Origin of the sequence: Massilibacteroides vaginae (genome assembly GCF_900178525.1) — a bacterium.
Classification (GTDB): Bacteria; Bacteroidota; Bacteroidia; order Bacteroidales; family Tannerellaceae; genus Massilibacteroides; species Massilibacteroides vaginae.
Window position 1 is genome coordinate 342,590 of sequence record NZ_FXDJ01000006.1, and the last position, 18,207, is coordinate 360,796.

The 18,207-nt window shown below is 40.7% G+C and carries 13 protein-coding genes and 1 riboswitch; of the genes, 7 read left to right on the forward strand and 6 right to left on the reverse strand.

Annotation, left to right across the window (positions count from 1 at the left end):
- Positions 1-15: 15 nt before the first annotated feature.
- The 4 genes from B9Y81_RS01945 to B9Y81_RS01960 all read right to left on the reverse strand — a co-directional run bounded on the left by B9Y81_RS01945 (position 16) and on the right by B9Y81_RS01960 (position 5,654).
- The gene (locus B9Y81_RS01945) at positions 16-648 is read right to left on the reverse strand and encodes an outer membrane lipoprotein periplasmic chaperone LolA1 (protein WP_085535305.1); all 633 of its coding nucleotides are present in this window, start codon (positions 646-648) and stop codon (positions 16-18) included.
- Positions 645-3,140, reverse strand: a complete 2,496-nt coding sequence (locus tag B9Y81_RS01950) for an FtsK/SpoIIIE family DNA translocase (protein ID WP_085535306.1) — start codon at positions 3,138-3,140, stop codon at positions 645-647. Before B9Y81_RS01950 ends, B9Y81_RS01945 begins: the two co-directional genes overlap by 4 nt.
- A gap of 279 nt (positions 3,141-3,419) precedes the next feature.
- Complete coding sequence (locus B9Y81_RS01955; protein WP_085535307.1) at positions 3,420-4,136, reverse strand: SAM-dependent methyltransferase; 717 nt, start codon at positions 4,134-4,136, stop codon at positions 3,420-3,422.
- A gap of 747 nt (positions 4,137-4,883) precedes the next feature.
- Positions 4,884-5,654 (reverse strand): hypothetical protein, encoded by a 771-nt coding sequence (locus B9Y81_RS01960; RefSeq protein ID WP_085535308.1) that lies wholly within the window; start codon positions 5,652-5,654, stop codon positions 4,884-4,886.
- A gap of 801 nt (positions 5,655-6,455) precedes the next feature.
- Positions 6,456-6,654: riboswitch (cobalamin riboswitch) on the forward strand.
- A gap of 197 nt (positions 6,655-6,851) precedes the next feature.
- On the opposite strand from B9Y81_RS01960, the gene accC reads away from it, so the two are divergent.
- The 4 genes from accC to B9Y81_RS01980 all read left to right on the forward strand — a co-directional run bounded on the left by accC (position 6,852) and on the right by B9Y81_RS01980 (position 11,982).
- Positions 6,852-8,366, forward strand: coding sequence for an acetyl-CoA carboxylase biotin carboxylase subunit (gene accC, locus B9Y81_RS01965; protein ID WP_085535309.1), 1,515 nt, complete (start codon positions 6,852-6,854; stop codon positions 8,364-8,366).
- A 10-nt stretch (positions 8,367-8,376) separates the two neighbouring features.
- Positions 8,377-8,916 carry an acyl-CoA carboxylase biotin carboxyl carrier protein subunit gene (locus B9Y81_RS01970; RefSeq protein ID WP_085535310.1) on the forward strand — a complete coding sequence of 180 codons (540 nt, stop codon included), beginning with the start codon at positions 8,377-8,379 and terminating at the stop codon, positions 8,914-8,916.
- Positions 8,894-10,426: an acyl-CoA carboxylase subunit beta gene (locus B9Y81_RS01975; RefSeq protein WP_085535311.1), complete on the forward strand. Its 1,533-nt coding sequence runs from the start codon at positions 8,894-8,896 to the stop codon at positions 10,424-10,426. Before B9Y81_RS01970 ends, B9Y81_RS01975 begins: the two co-directional genes overlap by 23 nt.
- 215 nt (positions 10,427-10,641) lie before the next feature.
- A complete protein-coding gene (locus B9Y81_RS01980) occupies positions 10,642-11,982 on the forward strand; it encodes an OmpP1/FadL family transporter (RefSeq protein ID WP_085535312.1) in 1,341 nt (446 codons plus the stop codon).
- Positions 11,983-12,066: 84 nt separating this feature from the next.
- Here B9Y81_RS01980 and glgP read toward each other — a convergent pair whose 3' ends face one another.
- Both glgP and B9Y81_RS01990 read right to left on the reverse strand, forming a co-directional pair.
- Entirely contained in the window at positions 12,067-14,637 is a 2,571-nt protein-coding gene (gene glgP, locus B9Y81_RS01985; protein WP_085535313.1) for an alpha-glucan family phosphorylase, read from the reverse strand.
- Positions 14,638-14,724: 87 nt separating this feature from the next.
- On the reverse strand, positions 14,725-16,383 hold the full coding sequence (locus B9Y81_RS01990) for a glycosyltransferase (RefSeq protein WP_085535314.1): 1,659 nt from the start codon (positions 16,381-16,383) through the stop codon (positions 14,725-14,727).
- A 119-nt stretch (positions 16,384-16,502) separates the two neighbouring features.
- On the opposite strand from B9Y81_RS01990, the gene B9Y81_RS01995 reads away from it, so the two are divergent.
- Genes B9Y81_RS01995 through B9Y81_RS02005 form a run of 3 tightly spaced genes read left to right on the forward strand, consistent with a single transcriptional unit; the run spans position 16,503 to position 18,137 of the window.
- Positions 16,503-16,796, forward strand: a complete 294-nt coding sequence (locus tag B9Y81_RS01995; protein WP_085535315.1) for a hypothetical protein — start codon at positions 16,503-16,505, stop codon at positions 16,794-16,796.
- A 2-nt stretch (positions 16,797-16,798) separates the two neighbouring features.
- A complete protein-coding gene (locus B9Y81_RS02000; protein WP_085535316.1) occupies positions 16,799-17,344 on the forward strand; it encodes a 1-acyl-sn-glycerol-3-phosphate acyltransferase in 546 nt (181 codons plus the stop codon).
- Between the two features lie 13 nt (positions 17,345-17,357).
- The gene (locus B9Y81_RS02005; protein WP_085535317.1) at positions 17,358-18,137 is read left to right on the forward strand and encodes an amidohydrolase; all 780 of its coding nucleotides are present in this window, start codon (positions 17,358-17,360) and stop codon (positions 18,135-18,137) included.
- Positions 18,138-18,207 lie beyond the last annotated feature (70 nt).

Below are 18,207 nucleotides of genomic sequence, written 5' to 3' on the forward strand. Positions count from 1 at the left end.
TTTTATATTTTATTTTTATCTAAGATCTATCACTTCCGCTTCAGGGAAATCAGACGCATTGAAAACAAAACTATCATCCGATTGGTTCAATCCTGTTTTGATATTCATAATACGTATGGTACTTGTCATTCCGTCTTTCGAAACAACAGTCAAAGCTGCAGGGAAATTAGATAGTTTTTCTATCTGCAGATCCACCTGAGTTACGCTTCCCTTTTTTCGTGGAATAAGCGTTACATCATAAGCTGATTTTCCGTTTGCCGCGGTACTTTCGCCCTTATACTTCGTATCAAATCCTTTTTTGTAATTTTTCAACAACAAAGCCGGATTCATATACTGAAGTTCTTCTCCGTCCGGATTAGAGACATTTACCTCTTCTGTACGAAGCATGTATGTCCATTGTGTTTTCCCGTCGAACCAAGTCAAAACATCCGGCGTTTTCAAACTGAATTTATTGCCTTTTATCTGAATCTCGCCTTCAAAACTTTCGGTAGTCTGGTGCTTGTCCGAACGGATACGCATCGCGAATTCCGCTTTCACACCATTCGCATCGTCATAGGCTTTAGCCGCCTTATCTAAAATAGAGGTAGCGTTTTGTGCCGATACAACGACCGAAACACATAACATCATCAACAATAATATATTTTTCATCTTTCTCTCAATGCGTTTAATAATTGTTCCAGACTATATTCGTCCTGCAAAAGAACCTGACGAGCTTTACTTCCTTCAAACGGACCAACAATACCTGCGGCTTCCAGCTGATCCATCAAACGTCCTGCGCGATTATACCCGATAGCGAACTTGCGCTGAATCAATGAAGTTGATCCCTGTTGCTGTATTACAATCAAACGAGCTGCCTCATCAAACAACGGATCCCTATCCGATAAATCAACCGCCCCCGGAACTTTCTCGCCATCGTTTTCTCCGATATACTCAGGCAGGGCGAATGCCGTAGGATAACCTACCTGATTGCCGATATAATTCGATATCTGCTCTACTTCGGGTGTATCAACAAAGGCACACTGAACACGTGTCATGTCGTTACCCTGCGAGAACAATAAGTCTCCGCGTCCAATCAACTGATTTGCGCCCGGAGAATCCAGAATCGTACGTGAGTCGATCATAGACGAAACTCTGAACGCCACGCGCGCAGGGAAGTTGGCCTTGATCGTACCCGTAATAATATTGGTTGACGGACGCTGAGTCGCGATAATCATGTGAATACCTACCGCACGGGCTTTTTGAGCGATACGGGCAATAGGAAGTTCTATTTCTTTACCGGCAGTCATAATCAAATCACCAAACTCGTCAATAATCACTACGATATAAGGCATAAACTTATGTCCTTTTTGTGGATTCAGGCGACGGTTGATGAATTTATCGTTATACTCTTTAATATTTCTCGTATGCGCTTTCATCAGCAGGTCATACCTGTCGTCCATCTCCTTACACAATGAATTCAGCGTTTGAATCACTTTCGTAAAGTCAGTAATGATCGGCTTATCCGCATCCGGCAGCATGGCAAGATAATGTTTCTCGATAGAAGAATAAATACTGAACTCAACCATTTTCGGGTCAACCAATACGAACTTCAGTTCCGAAGGATGTTTCTTATATAATAAGGAAGTTATGACCGCATTCAAACCTACCGACTTACCCTGTCCGGTTGCTCCGGCAACTAATAAGTGCGGCATCTTGCAAAGATCGAACATAAATATTTCATTCGTAATCGTTTTTCCTAAAGCTACAGGAAGGTCGTATTTACTTTCCTGAAACTTACGCGAACCAATTACCGACTGCATCGAAACAATCTGAGGATCTTTGTTCGGCACCTCAATACCGATTGTACCTTTACCCGGCATAGGGGCAATAATACGAATACCAAGAGCAGACAAGCTTAGTGCTATATCATCTTCCAGGTTACGGATCTTAGCGATACGAACCCCCACATCCGGAATTACTTCATACAGTGTGATGGTCGGTCCAACAGTAGCTTTAATAGAAGCAATACTGATACCGAAATTTTCGAGTGTTTGCTTAATCTTTTTCTGATTTTCGATCTGTTCTTCCATATCCACCTGACGATCACCTGTATCATACTTCTTCAACAGGTCGATCGTTGGATTACGGAATGAAGACAAATCCAATTTCGGATCATACTCACCCATTTCAGAAGCATCAAAAGGCTCTTCGTCGCCCACCGGAACCTCTACCGTAAATTCAGGATCGTTCGCATCAGCCTTTTCGCCTTCTTTCTCTCCCTCCGGTTTTGTTTTTTCCGGTTCAGATGGCAGGTAAGTATCCTCTTCGCCCGGAACTGTTACTTCAAAAATACTATCTTCATCTTCGGGTATATTAATTGTTGTACCCGGTTTCTTGACATATTTCAGTTTTTCATTTTCCGCTTTCTCCAATTCTTTTTCCGTATCAAACACACGTTCATCCGCATCATTTTCATCAAGATCGTCATCTGTATCCGTTTGTTTATCTCCTTTTTTAAAGCGCCTCAACCAACCAAACGTAAAGACTTTCTGCAAGAATGGAATTGTTTTTTTAGACACAAAAATGGAAATAATCAGAAAAGAACCCACAAGCAACAACAAAGTACCCGGTATACCTATATTATTAATCAGCACTTCCGAAATATAATACCCGTGCTGCCCTCCCAAATAAAGGAAAGAATCTTCATATCCTTTGATAAAGAAAAACGCGCAAAAAACAGAGCCCCAAACAAGCATCACAGCAGAAAACAAGAAACGCCTGAACAACACCACCCGTTTAAGGCTCATCAATTTGGCTCCCCAGGATGCAAAAAAGTATAAAATCATGAAAGAGGAAATACCAAACCAACGATTCATTAACAAGTCGGAGATATACGCGCCTCTCACGCCGGTCCAGTTTGCCACCGAACCACGATTTGCCAATAAATCACCCACCGGAACATGCTCTATTTTACTTTGATCCGCACCCCCTGTAAAGAAAAATGAGATAAGAGCAAGAGCAAGATACAGTGTAAAAATCATTATAATCAGTCCTGTCACAAAACGAGTACGTTCGTTTGTAAAAAACAGTTTAATAGAATTTATCTTCCCTTCCCCCGAACTACCATTACCTTGCTTTGTCGTACTATTCTTTTTTGCCATATAAACGTATCATTATTAATAAGCCCCCAATAAACGAACGGACTTACTTCTTACAAAGGTATGCAGAATTATTGAATAAATATATCGGACATACCCGGTAGAAAACCAATGCCAATTTACGGATGAAAATTTACCGCACCAAAAATAAAAGCAGGAATATGATTTTTGAGAAAAACGTTTTTATGCCCCATTGAATCTGTGACAGAGATCTATTCAGCGTTTCAATGTGTAAATTGACTCCGGAAACGACAATATATACAACTCCTTACAAAGTAATGGTCAATAACTAAGAATAACATGATATCTATATTCATAATACATTGAATTAACAACATGTAGTTTCAAACCATATTTATTTGCAAGCGATTCAAAAAAGAATGGTGGATACATATATCCCATTTCAGATACGGTAGTACCCTTTATTGTTTTGCCTAACGCACGTAAGCGCCCTACTATCAATCTGAACAAAACACTCATGTTAAAATTCGGACTTTTGAATAGTTTGGACCGCCATAGTTCGTACGTTCTGGAATCAACAACATCAAAAAAACACAAACGTCCATTGGCGGCTAAGTGAGGAAGAGCATTACAAATAAACATTTCAATTTGTTTCTTATCAAGATACTGAATTACCTGACCTGCCGTTATGCGATCGAATTTATAAACTTCCCCTAAATCTTTTTCGATTTGCCGCCATACCTGTGAGTCATCCGCATGCAGAAGTCGGACTTTATCAATAGAATTAAATTGCTCTAATCGTATTGCTGCACTTTTCAACATAGAGGCAGAGAAGTCTGCTCCTACATTAAAATCATAAACCCTACTATAATAGGTCAACAGCTCTGCCGCACCACAACCAAAGTCCAAAATAGACTTTCCTCCTTCAAGAAGAAAAAGTTTTTCCTTTGCTTCATTTTCCATGAAGTCTTCATCTTGTCGGCGATGTTGTCCATCGGTTTTGTCTGCCCAATAATCTTTCCAATATATTTTATTCATAGTTTTTTAAATAACAAGGGTTCGGTATATCAATAAGAAAAGAGTTTTTCCTGAACCGGTTTCTTTTCCGGATACGGTTTTTATTGCCGTATTATTAACCCCAAAATGCCTCTACCCACTTCAACCTATTTTCCTGTACAAAAATTATGCCCTTTTATCGCAGCAAGTAAACCCGGATAGATCGGTTTAAATTTTTGACCCGTTCCGATTCTTCCACAACAAGAGATTTGCAAAAAAACAGTTGCAATTTACTATTTTTATTGTAAAACAACAGTAAATGCATCATTATTCTATTAAATTAATCCTACGTCCATTTTCTCCTTTTCTGTTATATTGATCTTGTCTTTCTTTGTCAGCCCCTCTTTCTTTGTCATCCCGACTCCCCTCCCTGTCATCTCGACCTCCCTCCCTGTCATCTCGACCGAAGTGGAGAGATCTCCGCATATAGCGTAAATCGATCGTAATCAGACGGGATGAGATCCTTCGACAAGCTCAGGATGACAGTGGTATTCAAATGATTATTAGATGGATTTGTGGATAAGGGCGAAAGATTTTTCGCCCCTACGAACACCGACCAACTCTCCCTGTCAACCAAATCTCCCTATTTGTCATCTCGACCGAAGTGGAGAGATCTCTGCATATAGCTTCGTTAAACGGTAAAAGGACAGATAGGAATCACATGGGATAAGTTCCTTCTTTCGTCATTGTAGAAAACTTTGTAATCTACACTGATGGAGTCGGGATTTCTTATTTATAAATAACTTTTTCCCATTCCCCCCCTCCAATCACATCTCTGAGCCTTTCTACTCCATGTTCCTTTAATAATTTCGAGAAATACGCTTCGCCATCTTCTTCAACAATTCCTTTTTTTGAGAATGATAATTTCTTCAATTTACCATTATTTAAAGCCCATAATTCCTTCATTGGATAGATAAAAAACACTTCCATATTAGCCTGACCTTGTAAATAGGTTTTAAAATGAGAGTAATTGAATTTTTGCTTGGAAGTTTCTAATTGTAACGTAGAAGAGACTGAAAGAGTAGAATCACTATAGCCTGGAGGTATCCGATAGTCTTCAAAATCCTCATCATCTAAATTATCCATCATTTTTTTCTGCCATCCTAGAGAAATACCTTTAACAATATAGATAAAATTTATATAATTATTTCTTTCTATAAATGCTATTTGAGAATAAGGATCATAATTATAATCTATCAAATCAATCAAAAGTAAATCGTCCTCATTAATATTATTCGACAAATATTTAAGAGTTAGGATTGGCATGCAAAATTTAATACCTGCAGTGTCTGCAAGTTGAAGTTTTCCTGAAAAATGTTTATCTCTTGAATATTTATTAGACCTGTTAATACCTTCATTATATTGATCGATCCCTTGGAGGAATATCTCTTTCGCACATTCTTTATACAATTTATCATCAAATGATGATTGTGAGAATGTGCATGGATTGTATATAGACACAATTACAAATATAAATAATGTACGCATAATGTATTTCATAAGTGAATTGTTTGTGATAAAAACATATAAACATCTTCAAAAATCCCGGCACATATTTCCAAAATTATCGGTGATATTGTGTTATTCCATTCTGATAATCGCGACACATAGAATAAAGATACCCAACCACCATTACCCTATTTCATAGTATACAACCGTTATCGTAAAATAGCGGTCTGCAATAATAGAGTTTTTCCGTTATTCCGGCAAGAATCAATGAAAAAAATTGAGAGATCTCTGCATATAGCGTAATCAGACGACAATCAGATGGGATGAGATCCTTCGACAGGCTCAGGATGACAGTGGTATTCAAATGATTATTAGATGGATTGTGGATAAGGGCGAAAGATTTTTCGCCCCTACGAACACCGACCAAATCTCCCTGTCAACCAAATCTCCCTATTTGTCATCTCGACCGAAGTGGAGAGATCTCTGCATGGAGCTTCGTTAAATAATAGTCTGATGGTATGAGATGTTTCGACAAGCTCAACATGACAAAGAGGGAGGGAAGTCGGAATGACAAAGGCGACCGGGTGCGTTTTTTGTTTAAAAAGTGATGTTGGTTTTGTGGGAAAAAGGGCTAAAAAAAAGGGCTGTAAAAAGACATTACTATATCTTTAAAAAGATATCCTTTATTTTTTGAAAGATATCCTTTATTTTTTCAAAAATAACCTTTATGTTTTTCGGGCTTTTAAAGAGGCTGATTATCAGCGTTATACAAACGGGCTCAAAACAGGTTGTTTGCTACTGGTTTTTTCTTGAAAAAATGTGCTGCTTGAGGGTGCATGATTTTTATTTTTTCTATATTTGCTCCTGAATTGGTTCTTCTATCCTTGTTCAGGGATAAGAAGATTAAAAAGGGAATCAGGTGAGAATCCTGAACAGACCCGCTGCTGTGATGCTCTGCGAACAGCTTCAACATAAACCATTGCCACTGGTTATCCGGGAAGGCGTTGAAGCAAGAGCCAGTCAGAAGACCTGCCATTCGTAATAATGATTTACATCCTCGAGGAGTATGGGATGAAGGTCACGTTTGTTAGTTAAGTTGATTTATAAAATGAAAAAAAATGAAGGGAGCCACGAACAAGGGTCTTCTTTTGTTTGTTTGGGTATATGATAACGTTATGTTGTCCGGAAATCTATTGTGCGGTCATTGAGGATCTGCAATAGAATACCAGAAATTTAATTGAATGAATTATGATTAAAAAAGTATTGGTAGCCAACAGAGGCGAAATCGCCTTGCGAATTATGCGTTCGTGCCGGGAAATGGAAATACTGACAGTAGCTGTGTTTTCGGAAGCAGACCGCACTTCAAAGCATGTGCTTTATGCTGATGAAGCGTCTTGCATCGGTCCGGCTTCGTCTATTGAGAGTTACCTGAACATTGAAGCGGTGATCCGGGCAGCCAAAAAACATGGGGCCGACGCGATTCACCCCGGATATGGCTTTCTTTCAGAAAATGATGAATTTGTACGCCGTTGCGAAAAGGAAGGTATCATTTTTATTGGGCCAACCGCCGAAACGATGATTGCGATGGGTGATAAGATTATGGCCCGCAAGCAAATGATTTCGGCAGGTGTGCCGGTAGTGCCGGGTACACAAGACAGTATTTCCGACCTTGCGGAAGTGCATCGCTTATGTAAAGAGATTGGATTTCCGGTTATGCTGAAAGCGTCTATGGGCGGTGGCGGAAAAGGAATGCGACTTATTAATAATGAAAGCGAAGTAGATGAGGCCTTCGAGACTGCTCGTTCTGAAGCTTTTTCTTCTTTCGGTGACGATACGGTCTATTTGGAGAAATTTGTGGAAGGTCCGCATCACATCGAATTCCAGATATTGGGAGACAAACACGGTAACGTGATCCACCTTTGTGAGCGTGAATGTTCTATTCAACGCCGCAACCAAAAGATAGTAGAAGAAAGTCCCTCGCCATTCATTACACCGGAACTAAGGCGTGAAATGGGCGAGAAAGCGGTTGCCGCTGCCAAGTCGGTTAATTATATAGGAGCAGGCACCATTGAATTTCTTGTTGATAAAAACCGGAACTTCTACTTCCTCGAAATGAATACCCGTTTGCAGGTTGAACATCCTATCACTGAAGAGGTGTTGGGTATTGATCTGGTGAAGGAGCAGATTCATGTAGCCAACGGCGAACCGCTACGTTTCAAGCAAAGCGAGATTTCTCAACGCGGACATGCGATAGAATGCCGTATCTGCGCGGAAGATACGGAAAACAATTTTATGCCTTCGCCCGGTGTTATCCGCCAACTTATCGAACCAACCGGAATTGGCGTTCGTATGGACAGCAACGTGTATGAAGGGTATGAAATACCTATTTATTACGACCCGATGATTGGGAAACTGATTGTATGGGCCACGAATCGCAAGTATGCCATAGAGCGAATGAGACGGGTTTTGTATGAGTACAAAATAGCGGGACTCAAAACGAACATCAGTTATTTGCGCCGCATCATGGATGTGCCTGATTTCGTTAACGGCGACTATACAACCGCCTTTATCGCAAACAACAATAAACTGTTAAACCCGGAGGTAAACAAAGACAATGAGGAAATCGAAAATATCGCGTTGATCGCTTCTTATATTGATTATCTGGTAAATCTGGAAGAAAACACCAATGAGAACTCGCAGGATAATCGTCCGATCAGTCGCTGGAGGGAATTCGGATTGCAAAAAGGCGTATTAAGAATCTAACGAAAACAAGATGGAAATTCATATAGGAGATAGAATTGCGGATGTTTCGCTTGTAAACAAAGAGGGCAATAGTGTAAGTATAGCTATTGACGGGGTTTTGTATGATGTTGATGTTGTAATGACCGAGAATGGTGCTTGCTCGATTTTGCATGACGGTAAATCGTACAATGCCGGACTGACCCGTTCTAACGGAGGCAAAAACTACAAAGTGAATATGCACTTTTCGTCATACACGGTTGATATTGTAGACACACAAGCTAAATACCTGCGCATGAAAAAGAGTAATAAGGAGAAACAAAACGACAATATAGCTTCTCCAATGCCGGGTAAAGTAGTCAAGATTCCGGTAAAAGTGGGAGATCGGCTGAATGCGGGTGATACGGCTGTTGTTATTGAAGCAATGAAAATGCAGAGTAACTACAAAGTAAACGCGGATTGTTTAATTAAAGATATCTTAGTACAAGAAGGGGATGCCGTAAACGCAAACCAGGTGCTTATCGCTTTAGACATTTTAACTGAAGGAAACAATGGAGAAGGAACAACAATATAATAGATTTCAGGAATTAGATAAAACGGCCGAATTGGGTGGTGGAGCCGACAAACTGCAAAAGATACATGACGCCGGACGCATGTCGGCCCGTGAGCGTATAGCAATGCTTTTAGACAAAGGCACGTTTGTAGAGTTGGATAAATTCGTGACTCACCGCTGTTCAAACTTCGGCATGGAAAAAACGAAGATAGCAGGAGACGGTATTGTTTCCGGCTATGGAAAAGTAGACGGACGTCAGGTTTTTGTTTACGCCTATGATTTCACCGCATACGGTGGAACACTGAGTAAAACAAATGCGGCTAAAATAGTGAAAGTACAGACTCTGGCACTGAAAAACGGAGCTCCGGTTATCGCACTGAATGATTCCGGCGGAGCACGTATTCAGGAAGGGGTGGATAGTCTTGCCGGCTATGCCTCCATCTTCTATCAGAACACAATGGCTTCGGGTGTGATTCCTCAACTATCTGCTATCCTTGGGCCTTGTGCCGGTGGCGCGTGTTATTCTCCGGCGTTAACCGATTTTATTTTCATGGTAAAAGAAAAAAGTCACATGTTTGTGACCGGTCCGGATGTTGTTAAAACAGTTACGCATGAAGAGGTAGATAAAGAAGAGTTAGGAGGTGCTTATACGCATAACAGCAAAAGTGGAGTTGCTCATTTTCTTGGCAACACCGAAGAGGAAACGTTAATGAGTATCCGCGAACTGCTTAGCTTCCTGCCTTCAAATAATATGGAAGACGCGCCTATCAAGCCGGTAAACGACGACATCAACCGTGAGGTCGACACATTGGACGAAGTTGTGCCTTCCGATCCGAATATCCCCTACGATATTAAAGATATAATCGAACCGGTTGTAGATGATCAGTATTTCTTTGAGGTAATGCCTCACTTTGCTAAAAACATTGTAGTAGGCTTTGCCCGTATGGCCGGTCAGTCAGTCGGCATCGTAGCCAATCAACCGGCGTATCTTGCCGGTGTATTAGATATTGATGCATCGGACAAAGCGGCTCGCTTTATTCGTTTCTGCGACTGCTTCAACATTCCCTTAGTAACCTTTGAAGACGTTCCGGGTTTCCTTCCGGGCTGCGGACAAGAACATGCCGGAATTATCCGCCACGGTGCTAAAATTGTTTACGCTTACGCGGAAGCTACCGTTCCAAAGGTTACGCTGATCACCAGAAAAGCGTATGGAGGAGCCTACATCGTTATGTCGAGCAAAGAAACCGGTGGCGATATCAACTTAGCCTACCCTACTGCCGAAATCGCGGTTATGGGAGCTGAAGGAGCTGTAAATATCCTTTACAGAAAAGCAGACGAAGCCGCTAAAAAGCAAGCTATGGAGGAATATAAAGAAAAATTCTCCAATCCTTATCGCGCGGCAGAGGCCGGTTATATCGACGAGATCATTCTTCCGAGACAAACACGCCGGAAATTGATACAGGCATTAGATATGGCGAAGAATAAAAGCCATAGTAATCCGCCTAAAAAACATGGGAATATGCCCTTATAAACCGAAAAGATATAATTACATACATAGTATTAGTTTAGTTAGAAATGTTCAATAATGTGTTAAGAGGCCTCCGCTGAAGCGATTCACCGGAGGCTTCGTCCTTATGCACATTTTCAGACAAAGTGTGCAGTTTAATAAAAAACTATCTTATCTTTGACCCGTTTTTCTGTCTCTGCGAGAGGAAAAACACACACGTATAACTAATTTAATTATTTATGAAGAGAGTTTTACTTTTCGCATGCTTAGCCATGCTTCCTTTGTCTTATGCAGCAGCAGAAGGATATCAGGTAAATGTTCAAAGCACGAAGCAATCCGGCATGGGACATGTCGGAGCAGCAATGAAACTGGGAGCTGAAAGTATGCACTTTAACCCGGCCGGTCTCGGATTTCTCGACAAGCAGATTGATCTGTCTGTAGGTGCTGCCGGCGTATTTTCGAAAGCTTCATACACTACGCTTGACGGTGCAAAGAAATTCAATAGCGACAACGACCCAAGCACCCCCTTGTATGCCTATGCCGGCTTTAAGATTTATGATAATCTTTCGGCAGGAATAAGCCTGAACACCCCTTATGGCAGCGCTATGAACTGGGGCAAAAACTGGGCAGGAGCTCATCTGGTGCAGGATATTTCACTGAAAGCGTTTTCCCTCCAGCCTACCTTATCATATCGTCCATTCGATCGCCTGAGTATAGGAGCCGGAATGATGGTGATGTTTGGTAATTTCTCATTGAGCCGGGCGCTTTTTTCATCCGGCGACATGGCTGATTTGGCCGCTATGGTTCCCCAGTTGGCTCCATTGGCCGAGAAATACAAAGATATAACGCCTGTTTATGCTGAACTATCGGGTGATGCGGGTATAAAACTTGGCTTTAATGTAGGTGCCATGTTTGATGTAAACGACCAACTTACCGTTGGTGTTTCTTACCGCTCGAAAGTTAACATGGAGGTAGGCGAAGGAACAGCTAAGATTGTATATGCGAATGAAGCTGAGATAAAACAAATACCCGGGTTGCAAATTCCTCCGCTGGATATGGGTTATCTTAATGCTCAGTTGCCTTTACCTTCAAACTTCAATGTTGGAGCAACATACAAACCGAACGACAAATGGCTATTTTCGGGAGAGTTACAATTTGTTGGTTGGGGTGCCTATAAATCACTTAATGTGAAGTTTTATCCGGAAAAGGATTTAGGCAAATACAACATTTCCGCTCCTAAGAATTACGAGAATACAATCATTTACAGAGCAGGTGCTCAATATGCATTGACCGAACGTTTTGATCTTCGCTTAGGTGCTTACTTCGATGAATCACCGGTAAAAAGTGATTTTCTGAATCCCGAAACGCCAAGTATGGACAAACTGGGACTCACTACAGGATTCTCATTCCGTCCGGCTGAAGCATTTTCAATCGATTTCGCCTTTAATTATGTGACCGGATTTGGTCGAACAGGTTCTTACACCGATAAGGCGACTTTAACACAACAACCTCGAAAATTTGAAGGAGAATATGATGTTCACGCGTTTACAGTAGCGCTTGGATTAGCTTATACTTTCTAAGTTTTTTGATTATAACTAAAAAAGCCGGCATTGAGACTAAACGCTCATGCCGGCTTTTTTTATGTTATACTTTTGCTTGTTGTATTACATCTGAATCCAACGTATATACGCGAAATCCATACGATGAGGTAATTCCGGGTTTACAGGATATACTCTGAACGCGAGTTTCTTTAATCCGGGAATTGTTGAAGTAAACTTCAATTCATAATATAATTTAGCACCTTCTTCTTTCTTTAGTACAAAGGCAACTGTTTTCAGTATATCCATTGAATGGGTGTCTGCATTGTCTTGTGCCACCAGCATATCAACCCCCAACATACCCTTAAGGTCTTTACGGTCGATCACCAGATTAAAGGTATACTCCTCTCCTACAGTCTGTCCAAGCTGAATTAAATCATTATCACATGTAAACGATTCTACTTCAAAACTATCCCAATTGGTAGCTACTTCCTCTTTCCATGCGGCAATTTCACGTGCTTTCGCAAAATGGTTTTCCTTTAATCTCGTGGAACGAGTAGCCAGTTTGTTATAGAAACGCTCAATATAATCGTCCAGCATACGTTTCATCGTATAATCCGGTGCGATCTGAGACATGGAATTCTTGATATACTGTATCCATTCGGGTGAATATCCCTCTTCGTTCTTCGCATAGAAGGTTGGGATAATTTCGTGTTCCAATGTATAATAGATCGTAACGGCATCCAACTGATCCTGATATTGCTGATTGTCATACGTGCGCTTGTCGGTCAAAGCCCATCCTGCACCTTCTTTATAACCTTCATACCACCAACCATCAAGTACGGAGAAATTCAGAACACCGTTCATTTCAGCCTTTTCGCCCGATGTTCCCGAAGCTTCCAATGGACGAGTAGGTGTATTCAACCATACGTCGACCCCGGATATCAAGCGACGGGCAAGTTGCATATCATAGTTTTCAAGGAAGATGATTTTACCCAGAAACTCCGGACGACGAGAAATCTCAACAATATGTTTGATTAAGCCCTGCCCTCCTCCATCTGCCGGGTGAGCCTTACCGGTGAAGATAAATTGAATTGGGCATTTTTCGTTATTCACGATCTTAGCCAATCTATCCAGATCAGTGAATAAAAGATGAGCACGTTTATAGGTAGCAAAACGACGTCCGAAACCGATCAGTAACGCGTTCGGATTAATTCGCTCCAAAACAGACACAACCTTTGATGGGTCTCCCTGATTTTTCAGCCAATTATCTTTAAACTCCTCCCGGATATAACGAACCAACTTCTGCTTCAATGTTTTTCTGATTTCCCATATTTCACTGTCGGGAACTTGCTGAATGGCTTCCCATATTTTCTTGTTGGATTGATCGTTCAAGAAGTTACGATCAAAGTGCTTCTTGAAGAAATCTTTCCACTCCGAAGCTGCCCATGTAGGCATGTGTACACCATTGGTAACCCAACTTACATGTAATTCATCAGGGAAGTAACCTTTCCATACCGGCGCAAACATCTTTTGAGAAACCTTTCCATGCAACCAGCTAACTCCATTTGCTTCCTGACAAGTGTTTAAAGCAAATACACTCATAGAGAATTTTTCATTTGATCCGGGATTTTCACGCCCCATATCAATGAAATCCTGCCAACTGATTCCCAATTTAGCCGGAAATTCTCCCATATAACGTCCGAATAGTCCTTCATCAAAATAGTCGTGTCCGGCCGGTACAGGAGTATGTACTGTATAAAGAGCCGAGGAACGTACAACCTCAAGCGCTTCCTGGAAACTTAACTTATCATGTTGTACATAGTCAGCAAGACGCTGTGCGTTTATCAATGCCGCATGACCTTCATTACAATGATATACCTGTTTCTTAATATTCAATTTATTCAGCATCAGTATTCCACCAATACCTAACAGATATTCCTGTTTCATTCGATTTTCCCAATCTCCACCATATAACTGGTGAGTAATAGAACGATCCCATTCGCTGTTTTCAGGCACATCTGTATCCAGCAAATAAAGCGAGATACGTCCAACAGCTACTTTCCAGATAAACGCATAAACTGTTCGTCCGGGATACGGTACTTCCAGTAGGATATGTGCCCCTGAACTATCAGTTACCGGTGTTATAGGTAGTGATCCGAAGTTCTGAGCCTCATAATTTGCAATCTGCTGACCTTCCATTGAAAGGCTTTGTGTAAAATAGCCATAGCGATATAAGAATCCGACAGCTGTCAGATCAATATTGCTGTCACTTGCTTCTTTCAGGTAATCTCCTGCCAGTACACCAAGACCACCTGAATATATTTTAAGCACATGCGTCAATCCATATTCCATACTGAAATAAGCAACAGACGGTTTTGTACTATTTGGTTTTACATTTATATAGGCTTTGAACTGGGCATAGAGCTGTTCTATTTCAGTCATCAACGCTTTATCAGAAATGATTTCTTCTACTCGTTGATGGGACAGTTTTTGAAGTAGTAAAACAGGATTGCCATCTGTAGATTTCCAAAGGTTTTCGTCGAGTTTCTTAAATAGTTTTGTACATTCATGGTTCCAGGACCACCATAGGTTAGTAGCCATTTCGTAAAGCGAGCTTAATTCTTTCGGAAGTTGGGCTTGCGCATACACTTCCTTCCATACAGGATTATTCGCATTATTTACTTTAATCTTCATTACTTCAAATTTATTAGTGATCTAAATATTTTTTTCTTTCCGTCTCTCACAAAGATATAGATTATTACGCTAACTTCAGGCTTTATTCTAAATTGTTCTTTCTGAGCTTTTTCCTTCGGCAATACGGAATGCCTCAAAGTAGTGGGTGATAAATTTACGCCATTCTGCCTGTGCCGCCAGATTAAAACAAGAAGTCTTAATCATGTTTCTTTCTTCAGAACTTTTCAAAGACAAGGCCTGTAGAGATTGACATATTGAATCCGCGACATCTCCGTAATTATCATCTGTACGATTTATAACAACAACACCTTCCTCAATTTTCTCTCCGGACAGATGCTTTTTAGCCCAAAGTCCGAAACCGGCCAGGTTGGTTGTAATGGTAGGAATTCCAAAGGCTACACTCTCTAACGGCGTATATCCCCATGGTTCATAGTAAGAGGGATAAACCGTTGCATCCATCCCAATCAGTATATCGTAATATGATTTGTTAAAGATTCCATCTTTGCCATCCAGATAGCAAGGAACAAAGATTATTTTGACGTTATCGTCCGGACTGTTGGTAAATCCGGAATGCAATATCTGATTTATCGCACGATCTTCATTCATATTATTCAGCCAATGCGTCAGGAATGGCATCTGTAACGGATAAGATGTTGTAATATCTTTGTCAAGAATCTCTTTCAGATCAGCTCTGGCATCACGCATCCAGGCCGGAACTAAGATAAAGGCTACTGTTTCCCGGTTGTAATCAGTTGATTTTCTCAAACGATTCATCGATTCAATAAAAACATCAATACCCTTATTTCTATACTCGTATCTTCCACTTATGGAAACAAATAAAGCGTCAGCGCTAATACTGTGTCCTAAAAGTTTTTCCGCCACATTTTTTAATCTATCTCTGGCGGCAGTTTTCTTTTGGTCGTACTCTTTTCCCTGTGGCACAAAATTCTGCTCAAAGCCATTGGGCGTTACAACATCCGGTGCTTTATCCAACAAATGAGAAGCCTCCCATGCAGTAAGATCGCTTACCGTCATAAAACAATCTACATGATGGGCAGCCTGCTTTTCGATGGAATGTTTTGCCTGCATATTGAGTTCATCAGCCATCTGATCCCCACAATATTGCTCCATGTAAGTATACAAGGGCTTGTTGTTGCCGGCAATAGAACGACCGATAGAAGTTGCATGGGTGATGAAAAGAGTCGAGACTTCCGGCAAATGCTTTTTAGTATATAAAGCCCCCATTCCAAGCATCCATTCATTAAAAATGGCACCCACCTTTTTGTCTTTCAGTTTGTAAAAACGATGAAAGCTTTCGATCACTTTTCCTGTAGCATAAGCAAAAACGCAGGACTCATCATAGTCTCCGTAAGCTTGTATAGAGTTAACTTTAAAGTCTTCCCACATAGCATAGAAAATAGCATCCCGCTCTTTTAAGAACGGTTTAAAATCTACCAGAACAACTATAGGTCTCCCCGGAATGTTCCATCGTCCTACTTTAAGCTTTAACTTCTCAGTCTCTTTCGCATAAGAAACCCAGTCACTGTATAAGGATGTGTCTTGCTTAAAATCGGTTGTGTTTTCGGAGTTCCAGATATCCGGACCTATAAAAATCAGTTTGTCATTAAACAATTCCTGCATTGTATGAGCTCTCGTAGAAAGAACGGTATAAATACCACCAACTTTATTACATACCTCCCAACTACTTTCAAACAGATACTCAAACGTACCGGTATTTTTATCCATAAATATTTTATATCATTTAGTAAAACTACAAATATAAGCTATTTGGGGTTTTTTGCACCCCACAAAAGGTTTAATTAATAACAAATGCTTAGTTTTGCATAAATATAACCTGAAAGATTATGGCAAAGAAAAGAATTTTAAAGAAAAACATCAGTTACATCGCCGGAGAATTATTTACTGACGCACTGCTATGTACATTGTTTGTCAAGGACATTGATAAGGATGCTATTGAAGCGATCATGAGTAGAATTCTGGATATGGAGAGTTCTTTCATCGCTCGTGCAAACCATCCGGATGCAAAAGACAATAAAGTCTTGGTAAAAGAATATTACAAGAAATTGCTTGTTGATCTGGAAACAGAAGCAAACGCTATCGGGCTGGATTTAGAAAAGCTTAATCAGGATACGAAGTAAGCATGAAGAAAGCGATAAGCAAGGCGCTGCTGAAGATGATGGGATGGAAACAAGGACCAATTGGTGAATACGTTCCAAAATGTGTAGTTTGTGTAGCGCCCCATACCAGCAACTGGGATTTTATTCTCGGCAAGCTATTCTATCTTTCGATCGGGCGTGAAGCCAGCTTTCTAATTAAGAAAGAATGGTTTTTCTTCCCCTTTAATTTATTTTTCAATTGGATAGGCGGAGTTCCTGTGGATCGGAGTAAAAAAACGTCTGTAACAGACCAAATGGTTGACGAATTCAATAAACGCAAACAGTTTCACCTTGCAGTTACTCCGGAAGGAACACGCAAAAGATCTGAAGAATGGAAAAAGGGTTTTTATTATATCGCCCTAAACGCCAAGATTCCTATTCTGTTAGCTTATTTTGATTATAACGATAAAGAGATAGGCACAAAAGGTCTCTTCTACCCTACCGGAGACGTAACGGAAGATATAAACAATATCCGTGCCTGTTACAATGACGTAACTGCACGAAATCCTAAAAACTTCGTCAAAATATAACACCAGTTTTGTTATGCAACTTCTACGCGTTTCTATTTTACAAGCCTCTATCTTCTGGGAAGACAGGGATGCTAATCTGCTGCACTTTGCAAAGAAACTGAAACGCTTGAAAGGTAAAACGGACTTAGCGATACTTCCGGAGACATTCTCTACAGGCTTCTCTATGAATGTTTCTACGCTGGCAGACACAATGGATGGCAAAACAATAAGCACCCTAAAATCATGGGCTAAAGCGTTTGATTTTGCCATAGCCGGAAGCTTCATTGCTAAAGTTGGCGACGAGTACTTCAACCGTGGATTCTTCATCACTCCAACCGGAGATTGCCATACGGTAGACAAACGACACCTTTTTCGAATGGGAAAAGAAGACAACTTCTATACCCCCGGTAATAGTCGTGAGATAATACACTATAAGGGATGGAATATCCGTCTGCTTGTATGCTATGACCTGCGATTCCCCGTATGGAGTCGTAACACAGACAATGCGTACGATCTGCTTATCTACGTAGCGAACTGGCCCGATACCCGTTCGACTGTATGGAAAACATTATTACCTGCCCGCGCAATAGAAAATATGACCTTCGTCTGTGGAGTTAATAGAGTAGGAATAGACGGAAACAACTTCAATCACTCCGGAGACTCTGTAATCTATTCTCCCAAAGGAGAAAAACTCCTCCGCATCCCTGCCTACAAAGAAACCACCCGCACATACACCCTTAACAAAGAAGAATCAGATAAACTACGCAACAAGTTTCCAGTTTGGAAAGATGCCGATTCCTTCTCGCTTTTGTAGTTTATTAAAATAGATCAATTGGCATTGGTTATTATCAAAAAGCACAAAAACCCCTGTAAACAAATAGCTT

Excerpts from the sequence above, each read along its gene's own strand:
- B9Y81_RS01975 (WP_085535311.1), top strand. The coding sequence starts at position 8,894 with ATGGAGAAGGAACAACAATATAATAGATTTCAGGAATTAGATAAAACG.
- B9Y81_RS01990 (WP_085535314.1), bottom strand. The coding sequence starts at position 16,383 with ATGGATAAAAATACCGGTACGTTTGAGTATCTGTTTGAAAGTAGTTGG.
- B9Y81_RS02005 (WP_085535317.1), top strand. The coding sequence starts at position 17,358 with ATGCAACTTCTACGCGTTTCTATTTTACAAGCCTCTATCTTCTGGGAA.
- B9Y81_RS01945 (WP_085535305.1), bottom strand. The coding sequence starts at position 648 with ATGAAAAATATATTATTGTTGATGATGTTATGTGTTTCGGTCGTTGTA.
- B9Y81_RS01960 (WP_085535308.1), bottom strand. The coding sequence starts at position 5,654 with ATGAAATACATTATGCGTACATTATTTATATTTGTAATTGTGTCTATA.
- accC (WP_085535309.1), top strand. The coding sequence starts at position 6,852 with ATGATTAAAAAAGTATTGGTAGCCAACAGAGGCGAAATCGCCTTGCGA.
- B9Y81_RS01995 (WP_085535315.1), top strand. The coding sequence starts at position 16,503 with ATGGCAAAGAAAAGAATTTTAAAGAAAAACATCAGTTACATCGCCGGA.
- glgP (WP_085535313.1), bottom strand. The coding sequence starts at position 14,637 with ATGAAGATTAAAGTAAATAATGCGAATAATCCTGTATGGAAGGAAGTG.
- B9Y81_RS01970 (WP_085535310.1), top strand. The coding sequence starts at position 8,377 with ATGGAAATTCATATAGGAGATAGAATTGCGGATGTTTCGCTTGTAAAC.
- B9Y81_RS02000 (WP_085535316.1), top strand. The coding sequence starts at position 16,799 with ATGAAGAAAGCGATAAGCAAGGCGCTGCTGAAGATGATGGGATGGAAA.
- B9Y81_RS01950 (WP_085535306.1), bottom strand. The coding sequence starts at position 3,140 with ATGGCAAAAAAGAATAGTACGACAAAGCAAGGTAATGGTAGTTCGGGG.
- B9Y81_RS01955 (WP_085535307.1), bottom strand. The coding sequence starts at position 4,136 with ATGAATAAAATATATTGGAAAGATTATTGGGCAGACAAAACCGATGGA.
- B9Y81_RS01980 (WP_085535312.1), top strand. The coding sequence starts at position 10,642 with ATGAAGAGAGTTTTACTTTTCGCATGCTTAGCCATGCTTCCTTTGTCT.